Origin of the sequence: Corynebacterium sp. p3-SID1194 (assembly GCF_025144155.1) — a bacterium.
In the GTDB taxonomy this organism is placed as follows: domain Bacteria; phylum Actinomycetota; class Actinomycetes; order Mycobacteriales; family Mycobacteriaceae; genus Corynebacterium.
The window spans coordinates 26,248-42,792 of the sequence record NZ_JALXWY010000006.1 but is presented as its reverse complement, the minus strand read 5'-3'; the positions used below and the strand labels follow the sequence as shown (position 1 = coordinate 42,792).

15 protein-coding genes are annotated in these 16,545 nt (G+C 61.6%); 9 read left to right on the top strand and 6 right to left on the bottom strand.

Features of this window, described 5'->3' with window-relative positions:
* Window positions 1-6 precede the first annotated feature (6 nt).
* From M3G19_RS05970 to M3G19_RS05945, 7 genes are all read left to right on the top strand, one after another.
* Complete coding sequence (locus tag M3G19_RS05970) at window positions 7-237, top strand: ribbon-helix-helix protein, CopG family (RefSeq protein WP_259901415.1); 231 nt, start codon at window positions 7-9, stop codon at window positions 235-237.
* 11 nt (window positions 238-248) lie between these two features.
* Window positions 249-587: a type II toxin-antitoxin system PemK/MazF family toxin gene (locus M3G19_RS11940; RefSeq protein WP_367117258.1), complete on the top strand. Its 339-nt coding sequence runs from the start codon at window positions 249-251 to the stop codon at window positions 585-587.
* A gap of 12 nt (window positions 588-599) precedes the next feature.
* Window positions 600-2,399, top strand: coding sequence for an ABC-F family ATP-binding cassette domain-containing protein (locus M3G19_RS05965; protein ID WP_259901409.1), 1,800 nt, complete (start codon window positions 600-602; stop codon window positions 2,397-2,399).
* 76 nt (window positions 2,400-2,475) lie between these two features.
* Window positions 2,476-4,503, top strand: a complete 2,028-nt coding sequence (locus tag M3G19_RS05960; RefSeq protein ID WP_259901404.1) for a neutral/alkaline ceramidase — start codon at window positions 2,476-2,478, stop codon at window positions 4,501-4,503.
* A 17-nt stretch (window positions 4,504-4,520) separates the two neighbouring features.
* On the top strand, window positions 4,521-4,841 hold the full coding sequence (locus M3G19_RS05955) for a putative quinol monooxygenase (RefSeq protein ID WP_259901403.1): 321 nt from the start codon (window positions 4,521-4,523) through the stop codon (window positions 4,839-4,841).
* A gap of 81 nt (window positions 4,842-4,922) precedes the next feature.
* Window positions 4,923-6,152 carry an NRAMP family divalent metal transporter gene (locus tag M3G19_RS05950; RefSeq protein ID WP_259901401.1) on the top strand — a complete coding sequence of 410 codons (1,230 nt, stop codon included), beginning with the start codon at window positions 4,923-4,925 and terminating at the stop codon, window positions 6,150-6,152.
* Entirely contained in the window at window positions 6,143-6,922 is a 780-nt protein-coding gene (locus tag M3G19_RS05945; RefSeq protein WP_259901393.1) for a putative hydro-lyase, read from the top strand. The genes M3G19_RS05950 and M3G19_RS05945 overlap by 10 nt, the downstream gene beginning before the upstream one ends.
* A 21-nt stretch (window positions 6,923-6,943) precedes the next feature.
* Here M3G19_RS05945 and M3G19_RS05940 read toward each other — a convergent pair whose 3' ends face one another.
* From M3G19_RS05940 to M3G19_RS05930, 3 genes are read right to left on the bottom strand one after another with little or no spacing between them, the layout of a single operon-like run.
* Window positions 6,944-8,686, bottom strand: coding sequence for a biotin carboxylase N-terminal domain-containing protein (locus tag M3G19_RS05940; protein ID WP_259901391.1), 1,743 nt, complete (start codon window positions 8,684-8,686; stop codon window positions 6,944-6,946).
* A 4-nt stretch (window positions 8,687-8,690) separates the two neighbouring features.
* A complete protein-coding gene (locus tag M3G19_RS05935; RefSeq protein ID WP_259901389.1) occupies window positions 8,691-10,232 on the bottom strand; it encodes an urea amidolyase family protein in 1,542 nt (513 codons plus the stop codon).
* A complete protein-coding gene (locus tag M3G19_RS05930; RefSeq protein ID WP_259901598.1) occupies window positions 10,229-10,990 on the bottom strand; it encodes a LamB/YcsF family protein in 762 nt (253 codons plus the stop codon). Before M3G19_RS05930 ends, M3G19_RS05935 begins: the two co-directional genes overlap by 4 nt.
* Before the next feature lie 178 nt (window positions 10,991-11,168).
* Between M3G19_RS05930 and ppk2 the strand changes: the two genes are divergently transcribed.
* Window positions 11,169-12,023 (top strand): polyphosphate kinase 2, encoded by an 855-nt coding sequence (gene ppk2, locus M3G19_RS05925; RefSeq protein WP_259901388.1) that lies wholly within the window; start codon window positions 11,169-11,171, stop codon window positions 12,021-12,023.
* 134 nt (window positions 12,024-12,157) lie between these two features.
* On the opposite strand, the gene M3G19_RS05920 is transcribed toward ppk2, so the two are convergent.
* From M3G19_RS05920 to M3G19_RS05910, 3 genes are all read right to left on the bottom strand, one after another.
* Window positions 12,158-13,795, bottom strand: a complete 1,638-nt coding sequence (locus M3G19_RS05920; RefSeq protein WP_259901383.1) for a histidine phosphatase family protein — start codon at window positions 13,793-13,795, stop codon at window positions 12,158-12,160.
* A gap of 265 nt (window positions 13,796-14,060) precedes the next feature.
* Window positions 14,061-14,621: a DNA-3-methyladenine glycosylase gene (locus M3G19_RS05915; protein WP_259901381.1), complete on the bottom strand. Its 561-nt coding sequence runs from the start codon at window positions 14,619-14,621 to the stop codon at window positions 14,061-14,063.
* Window positions 14,618-15,424 carry an HAD family hydrolase gene (locus M3G19_RS05910; protein WP_259901380.1) on the bottom strand — a complete coding sequence of 269 codons (807 nt, stop codon included), beginning with the start codon at window positions 15,422-15,424 and terminating at the stop codon, window positions 14,618-14,620. The genes M3G19_RS05915 and M3G19_RS05910 overlap by 4 nt, the downstream gene beginning before the upstream one ends.
* A 34-nt stretch (window positions 15,425-15,458) precedes the next feature.
* Between M3G19_RS05910 and M3G19_RS05905 the strand changes: the two genes are divergently transcribed.
* Entirely contained in the window at window positions 15,459-16,466 is a 1,008-nt protein-coding gene (locus M3G19_RS05905; RefSeq protein WP_259901378.1) for a 3-hydroxyisobutyryl-CoA hydrolase, read from the top strand.
* The last annotated feature ends 79 nt before the right edge of the window (window positions 16,467-16,545 follow it).

Below are 16,545 nucleotides of genomic sequence, written 5' to 3'. Positions count from 1 at the left end.
TTGGGCATGGCTGAGCAGACAACGATTAAGGTGCCCGTTGATCTGCGTGATGAGATCAAGGTGATCGCGCAGCAGCGGGGGGAAAGTATGCCGAGCATTATCGAGGAAATGCTCGAGCTCTATCGGGAAGAGATTCGCATGCGCAGGCTGGAGAGCCAGGTTCGGGAGACTACCCCAGAACAGATGGAAAGTTACATAGCTGAAACCGCTGAGTGGGATATGGCGTACGGCTGGTGAGCGAAGAGCTGATGCCGGGGGACATCGTGTGGGCGGTGCTCGAGCCGACAAGGGGGAATGAACAGGCTGGACGGCGTCCATGCGTGGTCGTGTCTTCCCGTAATCATCTGAGGGTGGTTCCCACGTTGGTTTCGGTTGTTCCGGTGACATCTCGAAACCGTGGGTGGGACAGCCATATTCCGCTAGACCCCGCAGCGGTCTTGCCTAAAGAGAGTTGGGCAATGTCGGAGCAAATGAGGACACTCTCGCGTGATCGCGTCCAAGGAGAAATTGGCCGTGTGAGCGCTGCCTGTTTGCGTGAAATTCTTTGGTGGGTACGTGCGTTCGTTGCAGACCCAGCCCGTGTTTAGAATGGCTCCATCATGGCGAACCTGATCAACCTGGAAAATGTGTCCAAGACGTGGGGTTTGAAGACCCTGCTGGACGAGGTGTCGCTCGGTGTGCAGACCGGGGACCGCATCGGCGTGGTGGGGCTCAATGGCGGCGGCAAGACGACGCTGCTTGAGGTGCTCACGGGCATTGAGCCGCCGGATACTGGCCGTGTCTCGCACACCAACGGGTTGCGGATGGCGGTGGTCACGCAGCGGTTCACGCTCCCGGACGATGTGACGGTCGGGCAGGCCGTGGTGGAGCCGCTCGGGCTCGAGGTCTTCGAGTGGGCGTCGAATGCGAAGGTGCGCGAAGTGCTCGCGGGCACGGGCGTCGCGGATCTGGGGTTGGATACGCCGGTGGGAAATCTTTCCGGCGGTGAACGCCGCCGCGTGAATCTCGCAGCGGCTTTGGTGCAGGACCTGGACCTGATCGTGCTTGACGAGCCCACGAACCACCTGGACGTGGAAGGCGTGCAATGGCTCGCCGACCACTTGCTGAAGCGGAAAGTCGCCATCGTGGTCGTGACGCACGACCGTTGGTTCCTCGACACCGTGGCCACCCTGACCTGGGAGGTGCATGACGGGAAAGTCGACGTGTACGAAGGCGGCTACAACGATTGGACGTTCGCGCGCGCCGAGCGTGCGCGACAGGCGGACGCGATCGAGCAGCGGCGCCAGAACCTCGCGCGCAAGGAGCTCGCCTGGCTGCGGCGTGGCGCCCCCGCACGGACGTCGAAGCCGCGCTACCGCATTGAGGCGGCGGAAGCTTTGATCGCGAATGTTCCTGCTCCGCGCGACACGGTAGAGCTCATGGCGTTTTCGAAACAGCGCCAAGGCCGCGTCGTGGTGGAGCTCGAGGATGTGCGCATTGACGCGCCTGACGGACGCACTCTCGTTGACCATCTGACATGGCGGCTGGCACCCGGTGAGCGCATCGGTCTGGTCGGCGTGAACGGCTCTGGAAAGACGACGCTGCTGCGGGCGATCGCGGGAGACTACCCGCTGGCCGAGGGCCGCCGCGTTGAGGGCCAGACGACGAAGATCGGGTGGCTGCGCCAGGAACTCGACGATTTGGATCCGTCCCGCCGGGTGATCGACGCGGTAGAAGATGTGGCCACCTACATCACGCTGGGCAAAAAGGAGATGTCGGCGTCGCAACTGGCTGAGCGTCTCGGGTTTTCTCCGAAGCGGCAGCGGACACCTGTCGGGGACTTATCCGGCGGCGAGCGGCGCCGCTTGCAGCTGACGCGCGTGCTCATGAGCGAGCCGAATGTGCTGCTTCTCGACGAGCCGACGAACGACCTCGACATCGACACCCTCCAGGAGCTGGAGAACCTCCTCGACTCGTGGCCGGGCACCCTCGTGGTGATTTCGCACGACCGCTATCTGATCGAGCGCATTGCCGATGTCACCTACGCGTTGTTCGGTGACGGTGCTTTGACGAATCTTCCCGGCGGGATCGACCAGTACTTGGAGCGCCGCAAGAGCATGACGGAGGATTCTGGAGTGCTAGATCTCGGCGACACCGCGCCGAAGGAGAAACCCGCCGATGGGCTGAGCGGGCAGGAACGCCGCGAGCTGATGAAGAAGATGAAGTCGCTCGACCGGAAGATGGAGAAACTCCATGAGGAAGCGGCTGCTCTCGAATCGGAAATCGCGACGATGTCGGGGGAGGCTGACCCCGATTTCGAGGCGATCGGGGCGAAGACGGGGCAGGTCGCGGAACTGCGTGCACAGCGCGAGGAGCTGGAGATGGAGTGGCTTGAGCTGGGGGAGCGGCTGGAAGGGTAGCTACCCAGAATTAGATTTTTTAGAAAAATAGTTCAAAAACCAAAAATAAATCGGAGTTCTCTGTACTGTTTCCGCCATGGGGAACAAAGTGAGCTCAGTCACAGAGAAGCTTCGGTTTGGCAGGCGCACGTTTCTGGCCGGCGCCAGCTTGATGGCCGCCACCGCGGCGATGGGGGTGCCGCGGGCGAAAGGGCAGGAGGCTCTGCTCACAGTGGGCCGCGGCATGGCTGACATGACGGGCGAACCACTCGGTGCCGGCATGAATGGGTACGCGGTGATGAAGCAGTCCACCACCGGAATCCGTTTCCGCCAGTTCGCCAGGGCGTTCATCTTCGAGGACAACGAGGGCGTGAGCAGCGTTTTCGTCATCGCGGAGATGGGGCTGATGTTCCAGTCGATTCAGCTGGAGGTGCTCCGTCGACTGCGCGAGAAATTCGGCGGCAAGTACAACGAGTCGAATGTCTTCATCACCGCCACGCACACGCACGTTGGCCCCGGCGGCGCATCGGGGCACCTCATGGTGGACCTGACCACGCTCGGTTTTCGCCCCGTCACCTTTGAGGCGACGGTCGAAGGCATCGTCGAGGCAGTAGAACGCGCGCACGCGGACAAGCAGCCGTCGAATCTGCGTCTCGTGCGCGGCGAAGTCAAAGACGCGGGTGCGAATCGGTCTTTCGAGGCATTCAAGCGCAACCCGGCAGAAGAGATCCGCGAGTTTCCCAACGGAGTGAACCCGGAAAGCCTCACGCTGTTCATTAGCCGCGGCGGCCAGGACGTCGGCTTGATCAACTGGTACGGCTTGCACGCCACGAGCTTCGGGCACGAGCACACGCTTATCGACGGCGACCATAAAGGCTGGTCCTCTTGGCGCATGGAGAAAGAGCGCGGAGTTGTTCACCGGGATGTCGAAAATCCTCCCTTCGTCGCCGCATTCGCTGCAGCACCCCAGGGCGATATCACTCCGAATGCGGGATTGGAGCCGAAGACGGGGCCGGGCTACGAGGATGAGGCGAAGTCAGCGCAGATCCTCGGTGACCGCCAAATCGACGCTACCGAGGGAGAACTGGTGGACATCAGCGGGACAAGTATCCGCAACCGACACCAGTGGGTGGACATGCGGGAAGTGGAGATTCGTGGTGAGTTCACCCCCGACGGCACGGAACAGCGCACCGGTCCGGCGATTCTGGGTGCGGCATTCGCCGCGTCGAGTCAGGAAGACGGTGGTGGTCTGGAGGTTCCCATCTTCAACGAGGGGGAGCGCGGCGGAACACCATGGGTCAAGGAGCTCAACAACGTCACTGTGCCTGATGAATGGAACGAGATTCACGGCGCCAAAGAAATGCTGCTGCCACTGGGCTATGTCGACGGCATGATCCAGCAAGTGCTCTTGTTCTCGATCACGCAGATCGCGGGCTTGACGATCATCACTAACTCGATGGAGCCGACGTCGATGGCGGGCTACCGCATGAGGAAGCACGTGGCGGACATTCTCGACGTGCCGTTGGAGACCGTCGTGTGCCAGGGCTACACGAGTGGATATGCGCACTACGTGACCACGCCGGAGGAATACGACAACCAGGACTACGAAGGCGGGGCGACGATCTTCGGACGCCACGAGTTGTGCGCGATGGTGCAGGTCTACGACAAATTGGCGCGGTCGTTGAAGGAGGGCTCCCAGATCGAGTCCGGCGGGCCGGCGGGCGATTTGACCGGATGGATTCCAAAATCCCTTTCTGGTTTGCCGGGCATTGACCGGCCCGCCTGGGGCAAAGAATTCGGTGATGTGATCACCTCGACCGAACAGGTCAAAGCGGGCGATACCGCCTCGGTGACATTCTCCTTCGCCAACCCCAACTCGGATCTGCGCCGCGGGGTCGGCTACCACACCATCACGGATGCGGCGGGCGAGATCGTGGCGGATGATTTCCACTCGAGCACGATCATCGAATTCGTGAAGAATTCCGATGTGGTCAACGCCCGCATTTCGTGGGACACCGATGGGGTCGCGCCCGGCGTATACACGGTGAACGTCGAGGGCGTCTCGCGCGCGATCGGCGGAAGCCTGACCCCGTTCACCGGCAGCACGGAAGTGACCGTCGTTTAGCTCGTACACTGGGCCCCATGATTTTGATCAACGTTCGTTTCCGTCCCCTGCCCGAGAACACCGAGAACTTCCGCGAGCTCGTCAATGACTTCACCGAGGCGTCCCGCGCAGAGGAAGGCAACCTCTTCTTCGAGTGGTACCGCAACACCGACGATCCGCGCGAGTACATCCTGGTCGAGGGCTTCAAGGATGATGCCGCGGAGGCGCACGTCAATTCCGACCACTTCAAGGCGGCGCAGGAACTGTTCCCGCAGATCCTGGAGGAGACCCCGCAGATCATTAACACTCTGATCGAGGGCAAGACCGAGTGGGACGCGATGGCGGAATTCCAGGTCTAGTCCACATTCCCGAATGGGCTAGGCGGCCCTCTAAACTGTGCGCAGTATTTGAACCAGATCTGCTTAGAAAGGGGAGGGCCTATGTCTTCACAAGAAGGGTCCACTAAGGTAGAGAACGACTCCGCCGTTCCGAAGGGAATCGGCTCTCTTCTCGGCGCCGTGTTCCTCATGGCGACCAGCTCGATTGGCCCGGGCTTTCTCACCCAGACCAGTGTGTTCACCGTTCGGTTGGGCGCTGCCTTCGCGTTCGCGATTCTCATCTCCATTCTCGTGGATGTCGCGATCCAGCTGAACGTGTGGCGCGTGCTCGGTATCTCCGGGCTGCGCGCTAATGAGCTCGGCAATTCAGTGATCCCCGGGCTGGGATGGGTGATGTCGCTATTGGTCTTCGCCGGCGGCGTGATCTTCAATATCGGCAACATCGCCGGTGCAGGGCTGGGCATGAATGCCATGCTCGGCCTTGACCCGAAGATCGGCGGCGCGATCTCAGCGGTGATCGCCGTATTCATCTTCTTGTCTAAGCGCGCAGGCGTTGCGCTGGACCGCATTGTTGTGGGCCTCGGCGCGATCATGATCCTGCTCATGCTGTATGTCGCTATCGTCTCCCAGCCACCCGTCGGAGATGCGTTGAAGCAGACGGTCCTCCCCGAACAAGTGGACTCTGCAGTCATCGTCACGCTGATTGGCGGCTCGGTCGGTGGCTACATCACTTTCGCCGGTGTCCACCGCATCATTGATTCGGGCCAGACCGGTGTGGAGAATATCAAGAATATTTCGAATGCATCTGTGCTGGGCATCGTGGTGATCGGCATCATGCGTGTGCTTCTCTTCCTCGCGGTGCTCGGCGTGGTTGCTACCGGCGTGGCGCTTTCCAAGGACAATACGGCCGCCGATGCTTTCTACCAGGCCGCCGGAGAGTTCGGTCTTCGTGCCTTCGGTCTGGTGCTGTGGGCGGCGGGCCTGTCGTCGGTGATCGGTGCGTCCTACACTTCGCTGACATTCGTGACCACGCAGAAGACAGATGTGAAGCTGCGTAACTGGCTCACGGTGGCGTTCATCGTGGTGTGCACGATCCTCTTCCTCTTCCTCGGCGCTGCGCCGCAGAAACTGCTCATCTTCGCGGGTGCCTTCAACGGGCTTATCCTGCCAATTGGTTTCGCCGTGGTCATGTGGGCCGCGCTGTTCCGCAAGGATCTACTCAAGGGATACAACTACCCGGTGTGGATGAAGGTCATCGGAGTGATTGTGCTCGCAGGAACCTTCTACATGGGTGTCGATTCGCTCGCAGGGTTGTCGGAGATTTGGGCATAGAAAAAGATCCCGCCCGCGCTCGGGAGTTTTTCCGCACTCATGACGTCGGCACCACTGCGGGGTGGGCGCCGGGGTACGCGCAAGCGAACCTCATCGCTGTGGATGAGAAGTACGCGTTCGATTTCCTGCTCTTCGCCCAACGCAACCCGAAGCCATGCCCTGTCTTGGGGGTCCTCGAGGCGGGGCAGCTGGAGTCCGACCTCATGCCGGGCGGCGACATCCGTACCGATATCCCCGCGTACAAGATCTACAAGCACGGGGAGCTTGTCGACGAAGTGACCGACGCGACCGGCTACTGGACCGATTCCACGGTGGCTTTTCTCATCGGCTGCTCTTTCACATTCGAAGACGCTCTGCTAGCCGAAGAGGTTCCTGTTGCCCACATTGAGCAGGGGCGGAATGTGCCGATGTTCATGACGAATATCGAAACTGAACGCGCCGGTATTTTTGGTGGCCCGATGGTGGTCTCAATGCGCCCGATCCCGGCGAACAGGGTGGCAGATGCAGTTCGCATCACCTCTCGCTATCCGGCGGTGCACGGGGCACCGGTTCACGTCGGGGACCCGGCAGCGATCGGTATCGGTGACCTCGCAGCCCCCGATTTCGGCGACCCAGTGGAGATCCCGGCAGGAACGATTCCAGTGTTTTGGGCTTGTGGTGTCACACCTCAGTCCGCTGTGATGAGCTCAAAGCCGGAGCTGGCTATCTGCCATGCTCCGGGCAAGATGCTCATCACCGATATCCCGGATCGGTCCTATCAGATCCCTTAAGCAAATTGCTTAAACGATTGCTTAAACAATTGTCGCGATAGTTACCCCGGGCTTCACACGCGCGCCTTCGTCGGCGGAAACAGAGATGGTGCCGGCCGCGGGGGACTTCAGCGTCGACTCCATCTTCATGGCTTCGACAACGGCCAGCGGCTGGCCCTTTTCCACGGTGTCCCCGTCGCTGACCATCCACTTCACGATGGTGGAATCAAATTTCACCGTCACGGCGCCCTCTCCGCCAGTCTCGGAGGACTCAGGTTCGCTCGTTTGCGGGCCGCCGCCTCCAGAGAGCATGCGGCGGGGGATGCCGATTTCGTGCAAGCGGCCGTCGATCTCGATGACGACGGTCTCCCGTTCGTCGTACAGATGCTCAATATCGCTGGTTTCGTGGTTGGCACTCGGCGAGTAGTTTCCGTCGACCCAGTCGGTGTAGAGATCGAGGGAATCGCCGTTCAATTCCGGCGCGTCCACCATGTCGCGGTGGAACGGCAGCACGGTCCGCACGCCCTCAATAGTGAACTCCTTGAGAGCCTGGCGGGAACGCGCTAGCGCCGCATCGCGGGTCGGTGCGATGACGATCAGCTTGGCCATGAGCGAGTCGTAGTACGCCGGAATGTCGCTGCCGGTGCGCACACCGGAGTCGACACGGATGCCGGGGCCGGTGGGGACGTCGAAACGCGTGACCGTGCCCGGTGACGGAGCGAAACCATTGGTGACGTCCTCGGCGTTGATGCGGAATTCAAAGGCATGGGAGGTGATTTCCGGGTCGGTCCCGAAAGACAGTTCCTGGCCATCAGCGATGCGGAACTGCTCCGCAATGATGTCCACGCCCGTGACGACCTCCGTGACGGGGTGCTCGACCTGCACGCGGGTATTGACCTCGAGGAAGGAGACGGTGCCGTCTTCCGACACGATGTACTCGACGGTGCCGGCACCGATGTAATTGGCGGAGCGGCAGATCTCGCGTGCGCCGTTTTCGATGCTGCTGCGCTGCTCCTCAGTCAAGAAGGGGGCAGGGGCTTCTTCGATGAGTTTCTGGAAGCGACGTTGCGTCGAGCAGTCTCGGGTGCCCAGCACGGCGACGTTGCCGTGTGTGTCGGCGAGCACCTGGGCCTCGACGTGACGGGGGTGGGTGAGGAATTTCTCCACGTAGCATTCGGCGCGGCCGAAAGCTTCCTTGGCTTCGCGTCCGGCGGAGGCGAAAGCATCTTCGATGTCCGCTTCGTCGTGCACGACCTTGAGGCCGCGCCCGCCGCCGCCGTAGGCTGCCTTGATCGCGATCGGCATGCCGTGCTCCTCTGCGAATGCGCGGGCCTCTTCCCAGTTATCGATCGGGTCATCGGTGCCCGGGGCCAGCGGGGCACCGACCTCGACAGCGACGCGACGAGCCGCGATCTTGTCGCCGAGCAGGTCGATGGATTCCGGGGTGGGGCCGATCCACGTAAGTCCCGCGTCGACGACGGCGCGTGCGAAGTCTGAGTTCTCCGAGAGGAAGCCGTAGCCGGGGTGCACGCAGTCTGCGCCCACCTTGTGGGCGAGCGAGATGAGCGCGGGCACATTCATGTAGGTCTCGGAAGCGCTATTGCCGGGGAGGTGGTAGGCCTCGTCGGCGACCAAGGTGTGCAGCGCGCCGGTGTCAGCGTCGGAGTAGACCGCGATCGAGCGGATGCCCAAGTCGCGTGCGGAGCGGGCGATGCGAACCGCGATCTCGCCGCGGTTGGCGATCAGAACGGCTTTGAGGGACGTTTCTGGTGCGGGAGTGGACATGGGCTTATTCTCCTTCGCTGTAGAGTTCGAAGCGGATGGTGGAACCGGGGGATAGCTGTGCGGCGATGTCGACATCTTCGCTGATCACTGTGGCGATGACGGGGTAGCCGCCGGTCACGGCGTGGTCGCGGAGGAACACGACCGGCTGCCCACTCGGCGGCACCTGGACACTGCCAGCCACCATTCCTTCTGAGGGCAGCTCGCCACCGCGCTCACGCTGCAATGGCTCGTCAGTTTCCAAACGGACGCCTACTCGGTTGGATTCGCCGGTCACCGTGAAGGTGGTGTCGAGGAATCGTTCGACTTCGGCTTTGTTGAACCAGTCATCGCGTGGGCCGAGGACGCAGCGCACGGTGGCGACATCGTCGGTCACGCGCAGTGGGTTCGAAAGCAGATCGGTGGCGGTGCCGGGTTTTCTCATCGACGCCGAGACCGTGTCGCCGGCCTGGAGCGGAGCGGGCCCGAGTCCGGACAGCAGATCGGTGGCGGAGGAGTCGAGCTCCGTGTCGGCAATCAATCCACCGCGCACTGCGATGTAGGAGCGCATACCGGTTCGCGGCGGGTAGACCACGAGCTGCGCGCCTGCGGGAACGATGATTGGCGTCGCCAACGGGAACGGTTTCTGCCCCACGAAGACATCGCTGTCCGCGCCAGTGACGCACACGACGGCCTCGGCCAAGGCGGTCATGGACAGGCCGCCGATATTTTCGAGAAGTGTTGCGTTGCGCTTGTTGCCCACCACGTCGTTGGCGATGCGGGCGGAGGCCCTGTCGGACGAGCCAGACGTGGTCACGCCGAGGCTGCCGTTGCCTTGCCTTCCGAGGTCCTGGTAGAGGGTTTGCAGCCCGGCCTCGTCGACGGTGAACAAGGGCATCCGCGGGGGAGTGTCCAGCTTATAGTGGCTGGTCTCCTGTTCGTCGGTGAGCTTATCGACGCGAACGTAGCGCACTGTGTCACCCGGGCTGACCAGCGCTGGCGGTTCGGCAGTCGAATCCCACATCGGGGTCGTGGTCGTGCCGATCAGCTGCCACCCGCCGGGGGATGTGCGTGGATAGACAGCCGAGAAATCGCCTGCCAGCGCAACTGCGCCCGCCGGCACTTCGGTGCGGGGAGAGGAACGGCGGGGCACGTCGAGGGCGTCGGACTCGTTGGCCGGGACGCAATAGGTGAATCCGGGGGCGAAGCCGCCAAAACCGGCTTTCCACACGGTGGAGGTGTGCCACTCGATGAGCTCCTCGCGGGTCTTTCCCAGCAGCTGGGCGAGCTCGTCGAGGTCTTCGCCGTCGTAGCAGACCTCGATCTCAATCTCGCGTGACTCCTTGGCCGCAGCGGCTTCGGGTGTGAAGGTACGCAGGAACTCAGCGGCCTTCTTCGCCGCGGATGTCGAATCGAACGTGACCAGAACGGTCCGGGCACCAGCTACAACGTCAGTCTGGCGTTCAAGCGGGGAGGTGTTCAGGGCTCCGTAGAAGTCCATCACTTCTTCGAGGCTGTCAAGGTCAATCATGAGTGCGCGCGTGCCGACGCGCTTGATGTCTCTACTCACAGAAAGCTCCTGATCTCGATGCCTTCGCCCTTCAATTTAGCGACCACACTGCGGGTCAGTTCCACTGAACCCGGGGAATCGCCGTGGACGCAGACGGATTCGGCTTGAACGTCGACGACGCTGCCGTCGATAGCTGTCACGGCGCCTGTCGACGCGACTTGCAACACGCGGTCGGCAACGTGCTGTGCATCGGTCATCACCGCGTTCGGTTCGCGCCGCGACACCAAGGTTCCGTCGGGGTTATACCCACGGTCGGCGAAAGCTTCGCGGATGACGCGCAAACCGGCCTTTTCAGCGATGTCCACGGCAATGCCGCCGGGCAGCAGCATGACGGGCAGATCACCAAAAGCCTTGATGCCGTCGATGACGGCCTGAGCATGCTTTTCGTTGTGGACGATGGTGTTGTAGAGCGCACCGTGGGGTTTGACGTAGCGCACCTTAAGTCCCTGCGCCCGCGCGAGGGCGTCTAGAGCGCCGATCTGGTAGAGCGTTTCGTCGGCAAGCTCGCCCGGGTCGTAGTCGATGAAGCGGCGACCGAAACCAGCGGGGTCTTTATAGGCGATGTGCGCGCCGACGACGACGTTGTGCTGCTTCGCGTCCGCGAGAGTGCCGCTAATGGAGTGCGGGTCTCCCGCGTGGAACCCCGTGGCCACGTTCGCGCTGGAGACCATTCCCAGCATGGCCGCATCGTCGGCAACTGGGTTGCCCGCAGTGGTTTCGCCTAAATCGGCGTTGAGGTCGATGTGCTCGCTCACAATGAACCAACTTTCAAAGTTATGGAAGTTATGGGAAATTCTCATAACAGTCTAGTGACCCATCCCTCCGCGGATTCAGGGAGAGACCCCGGACACGATATACGCTCCCATTGTGGGCCGAACCACATGGGCTCGATGACCGAATTCAAGGTGTGGGATCAGGCGTATTACCGTTGTAGCTATGACATCCGAGAGCACGAAAAAACCGCCGAAGCTGTCCAAGAAGGCGTACGAGACCGAGCTACTCCGCCTCCAGGCTGAACTGGTGAAGATGCAGCAGTGGGTCGTGGCCACTGGTGCACGCATCGTTGTGGTCATGGAAGGCCGTGACGCGGCGGGCAAGGGGTCCGCCATCAAGCGCATCACCCAGTACCTGAACCCGCGTGTGTGCCGGATTGAGGCGCTGCCGAAGCCGACGGAACGGGAGCAGACGCAGTGGTACTTCCAGCGCTACGTCGAAAAGCTTCCTGCTGCTGGCGAGATCGTGATCTTCGACCGCTCCTGGTACAACCGCGCCGGCGTGGAGCGTGTCATGGGCTTTTGCACGACGGAGGAGTACCGCCGCTTCCTGCACCAGGCACCGATTTTTGAGCGTCTGCTGGTGGAGGACGGCATTCTGCTGCGCAAGTACTGGTTCTCCGTGTCGGATGAGGAACAGCACGCGCGCTTTGAATCCCGCCGTAACGATCCGTTGCGTCAGTGGAAGCTGTCGCCGATGGATCTGGAGTCCATCACGAAGTGGGAGGACTACTCCCGCGCGAAGGACGAGATGTTCATTCACACCGACATCCCGACTGCGCCGTGGTACACGGTGGAATCGGAAGACAAGAAGCGCTCGCGCATTAATGTGATCTCGCATCTTCTGTCCACGATCCCGTACGAGCACATCGAGCCCGACCTGCCGGACGTGCCAGAGCGTCCGGAGTCCGACGATTATGAGCGTCCGCCGCGCGCGGAATTCCGCTACGTGCCCGACGTGGCCGCTAACTTGGAAAAGGACAAGCAGAAAAACACAAAGAAACGCAAGAAGAAGTAGCTATTCCGGGTAGCCGCGGGGGATCCAGAAACGTGGAGCTCCCCCGCGGCTTAGCGGATTAGGGCACGGTCCTTAGCTTGTCGACGTCGTCTTGCGAGGTGTTTCCCACGGTGACGGTGACTTTGGCCTGCCCGTTAGAACGGCAGGGGCGGCAGTGCCGGCACGTCGATAAGGCCTGCCTGCACCGCGCCGAAGCCGAGGACGGCGCTGACAAAAGCGAGTACTGCGAGGATGAGGGCGACGGTGCCACCAGTCGAAGAACCGGCGGAGCTGGTTGAACTTTCCGAGCCAGATTGGGGCGCGCTGTCGGGGCGGGCTTTGGTGTGGTCGGAAGTGGAACCGAGCGGCAGGCAGTCCGCCAACTCGTCGATGGTGTAGAAAGCCGAGTCATCTGCCACGGGCATGCATCCCGCGTGGAACGGGGTTTCCGCCTCGTTGTAAAGCATGCGAACGAGGGTGACACCCGCGTCATTCTGAAACGCGTCCCACTGGATGTTCGCGCCCATCGGCGTTACCTTGTCGCCGCGCCAAGTGGAATTGTCGTAAGTCATGACCTCGTCGGCGGGCACACCTTTCTCGGAACCAGGCAGCTTAAGCAAGGCGGCGAGCGGAGCGATGGTCTCGGCGTGGCCGAACCGGTACTCGGCTGCGATGTTGCCACCGGCGGCGCGATCCTGGACCCCCTTGATCATATGATTGAGGAGGGGTTCGTAGATGTCGTAGGACACCGATTGTCCCTCGATACCCGGGCCGCTTTCGTAGAATTTCTCTACGTCGAGTAAGTAAGCGAGCTGTCGACCGTCCTCATCATCCATGAACTGGTCGAAGATCCAGCCTTCGGCCGGTTTAGCGGGCTCGTTCTCCATCGCGGGGGCGATGATGTACAGGTTGTAGAACTGAAGTGCCGCGTCGGCGGTGCCTTTAACTTTCTTACCGCTGGCGCCAACAAACTTCAGCGTCCCGTTGTCGAGGTCGTCGATGAACTTCTGGTCGAAGATCTTGGTGAGCAGGTGAGTCGCCGCCTGCTGGGATGCCTCGGAATTCTTGGCTTTGTTCACCTTTTCGTCGAGGGTGTCGCTCTCGGTCCACTCGGAGTACGCCGCGTAACGCGGAGAATTCTCGTCGGAGTGGGCGTGCAGCAGGTCGAATCGGTCCTCGACGTTGACGGTGTTGTTTGTCTTGCCGTCGGCTAGATTGTCAGACAGCTCTGGAACAGCCGAAAGCAACCCCTGTCCGAAAAGCTCTCCGGATTCCTTCGCGCGGTCCGCGCCGGAGGACATGAACTTCACTTGGTCGGTATCGCTCTGAGACACCGATTCCAAGAATGTCAGGTTGCGGGCCGCATTGCGGGTACCGATACCGCGCAATTCGTTGCGGCCGAACGTGGTCAGGTTGCCGTAGCCGCCTTCCCCCGGACCGGTGAGCTGTTCATTCGCGCGCGACATCGCCTCCACCTGAGGGATTAACTTCTCGCCGAGCGGGGTCAGCTCGCCACGCTCTTTAGCGGAGGTGAGCATCTGGCCGGCGAGGTCGTCGTATTTGAAGCCGGACAAGCCGCGGGAACCGTGACGGCCCACGGAGGCGGTGTAAATCTGGTGGAAACCAGCGGGAGGTTGGCTGTAGGAGGAGATGGGGGCGGCGGGGGAATATGGCTGTTTGGTGGAATAGTAGGTCGCTGCCTCGGCGGCACCAGCAGGAACGAGTGTCGCTGCAGTGGCTGCGACAGTGGCGAGGGCGATGGCGCGACGGGTCAGTGCTGGGGAGTGTGGCACGGGGAACTCCTTAGTGGAAATGGGGAAACAACAGGAATTACAGCTTAAAAGCCCCTGGTGAAAAGCTGGTTACGCCGATGTGAACATCCGCCACTGTTTGTGTTTGTGAGACGGTAGGAAAGAGATAGCCTTGGGTGTGCACCAACTTCGGCGATCTCAGCACCTCTCAAGAGTTGTTCAGGAAAAATCTCGGGAAGGCTCCCCAGATTATCGACGCTCGGATCGAGGACACGACCGAGTGGGAGGAAACGGGAAGAAGAAACAGCTACTTCGGGTATCCACGCGGCGTGCTGACCGTTTTGTTGCGGGGGATCCAGAAACGGAACGGCGCGTCCGCGTTCTTGCTGATTCCGATGCGCGGGCCAGCAACCCAATCGGGTTCCTCGGTGCGCATGGTGAGCTGGACGGGTGCGCCGTTGTCATCCAAGGACAGCCCGAGGGCGCGCCCGAGATTTCCAGGTCCGCGGGCGAGGTTTTCATAAGGAATCGGGGCGCGGTCTTTCGCTTGACGACGGCTGCGGGCGAGCTGCTCTCCCTCGATGATTTCCCCGCCGCGCATGAGGCAGCCTTGGCCGGTGCCCTCCGGGGCGCAGACGATATTGCCGTTCAGATGGATGCCGTAGGAGAGGTAGACATAAAGCCTGCCTGGCGGGCCGAACATGGCGGCGTTGCGGGCCGTTTTCCCGCGGTAGGTGTGCGCGGCGGCGTCGTCGGAACCGAGATAGGCCTCGACTTCGGTGAGCCGGATGGTCACGCCGTTGTGGGTGATCGTGCAGCCGAGAAGTTGCGGGGCGACGATATTCGCTGGTGCGGAGAAATCGATCACTGTGCGAGCCACTCCTTGATCTGCGTGATGGCGCCGTGGTCGGCATTGGACGGTGCGATGATATCGGCAATGGCTTTGAGCTTGTCGTGGCCGTTCGCCATGGCGACGGCGGTGCCGGCGGTGATGAGCATGTCGTAGTCGTTCAAGTAGTCGCCGATCGCCGCGGTCTGATTGATGTCGATGCCGAGCGAGTCGGCGAGGGATTGCAGCGCGTTGCCCTTATTGGTGTTAGGCGACATGACATCGACCCATTGGGCGCCGGAGACGGCGACGGTGTGATCACTCGCTGCGGTTTCGGTGAGGGGGAGGCCGTCTTTTTCCGCATCTGTCTCGACGAAGAGCGACACCTTGATGGCGGGGCCGGCAAAATCTGCTACTGCGTCGATCAGCGAGGGGACTGGGCGCCGGGAGTGGTAGTACTTCGAGATCTCTTGGCAGGCGTGTTCCGGGGTGTCCTGCGCGACAAAAGCGAATTCTGGCGTGCACACCACGGGATGGACGGGGGACTCTGAAGCGGCGACTGCGCGCAGGAGCGCGTCGACTGTCGCTTTGTCCATCGGCTTGGTGGCGATGATGTCGCCTCGATGCCACACCACGCCGCCGTTTTCGGCGATGAAGGTGTCGATCCCTCGGCCAGCGAACATATCCTGCAGTGTGGCGAGCTGGCGCCCGGATGCGGGAGCGATGACCATGTTCTTGGCTTTCGCTTCCTCAAGGACGGGCCAAAACTCTTCCGGAATGTCGCCGTGCGGATCCACGAGGGTTCCGTCCATGTCTAAGGCGACGATGCGGGGAAAAGTCATAGCAGTCCTTTGCTCGCTGTGGAACACTGGCTTCATGGCAGAAAGCACCACTGGACCAGCACATTCAGTACACATTGCCGTCCGGCAGTCTACCGGAGTGATCACTCTGGACAGGCCCAAGGCATTGAACTCCATCAACCCGGAGATTCTCTTTCCCGTCATCGAGGCACTCGAAGAATGGAGGGATGACGAGGGGGTGGAACGCGTCGTCGTGAAGTCCTCTGGGAAGCATTTCTGTGCGGGCGGCGACGTGCGCTACGCACGCGAGGCCGCGCTGGGCGGAAGGACGCAGGAAGCTGACGAGTTCTTCTCCCGCGAGTACGCGATGAACCTGATGATCGCGGAGTACCCCAAGCCGTATATTTCGCTGATCTCCGGTGTTGTCATGGGCGGCGGGCTCGGTCTGGCGGCGCACGGCAGCCACGTCGTGGTCACTGACAATGTCATGGCGTCGATGCCGGAGATGAATATCGGGTTCTTCACTGATGTTGGCATGAGCCACCGGCTGCAGAATCTGCCGAAACGCCCGTCGCTCGACCTCGGCATGTTTCTCGCGCTGACCGGCTACCGGATGAACGCGGACGACATGATCGCAACGGGCCTGGCGACGCATCGCGTGGACTCGCTCGACGGGCTTACGGAACGGATCATTGAAGAGGGGCCGGGGGTACTCGATGAGGTAGCCAGCCAACCGGGGGTCTCGGAGCTAGAAAAGCTTTACCCGCTTATCGACGGAGCGTTTTCCGCGCCTTGGTCCCAGATCAAAAAGAACATCGCGGCCGATCCAGAACTGGCGGCGGTTGCGGAGCCGCTGTTACAGCAAGCGTCCCCGTCGTCGCTGGTAGCAACGGCTGAGCTGATGCTGGCGAATTCCACGAACGACCTGGCGGCAAGTTTGGACAACGAGCGCCGCTACGCCGAAATGCTCGTGCGCGAGCCGGATTTCCATGAGGGCGTGCGCGCTGTTCTCGTCGACAAAACGAACGATGCCGCGTTTGAGCCTGAGCCAGGGCCGGAAAAATACCGCGACGTACTAGAATAGAGGCCGTTTGAGCAACGCGACATGTGAAAGGACGCAGCGTGAACGCTGAAAGCCCGGTCAACCCGAACCCGCACGACAA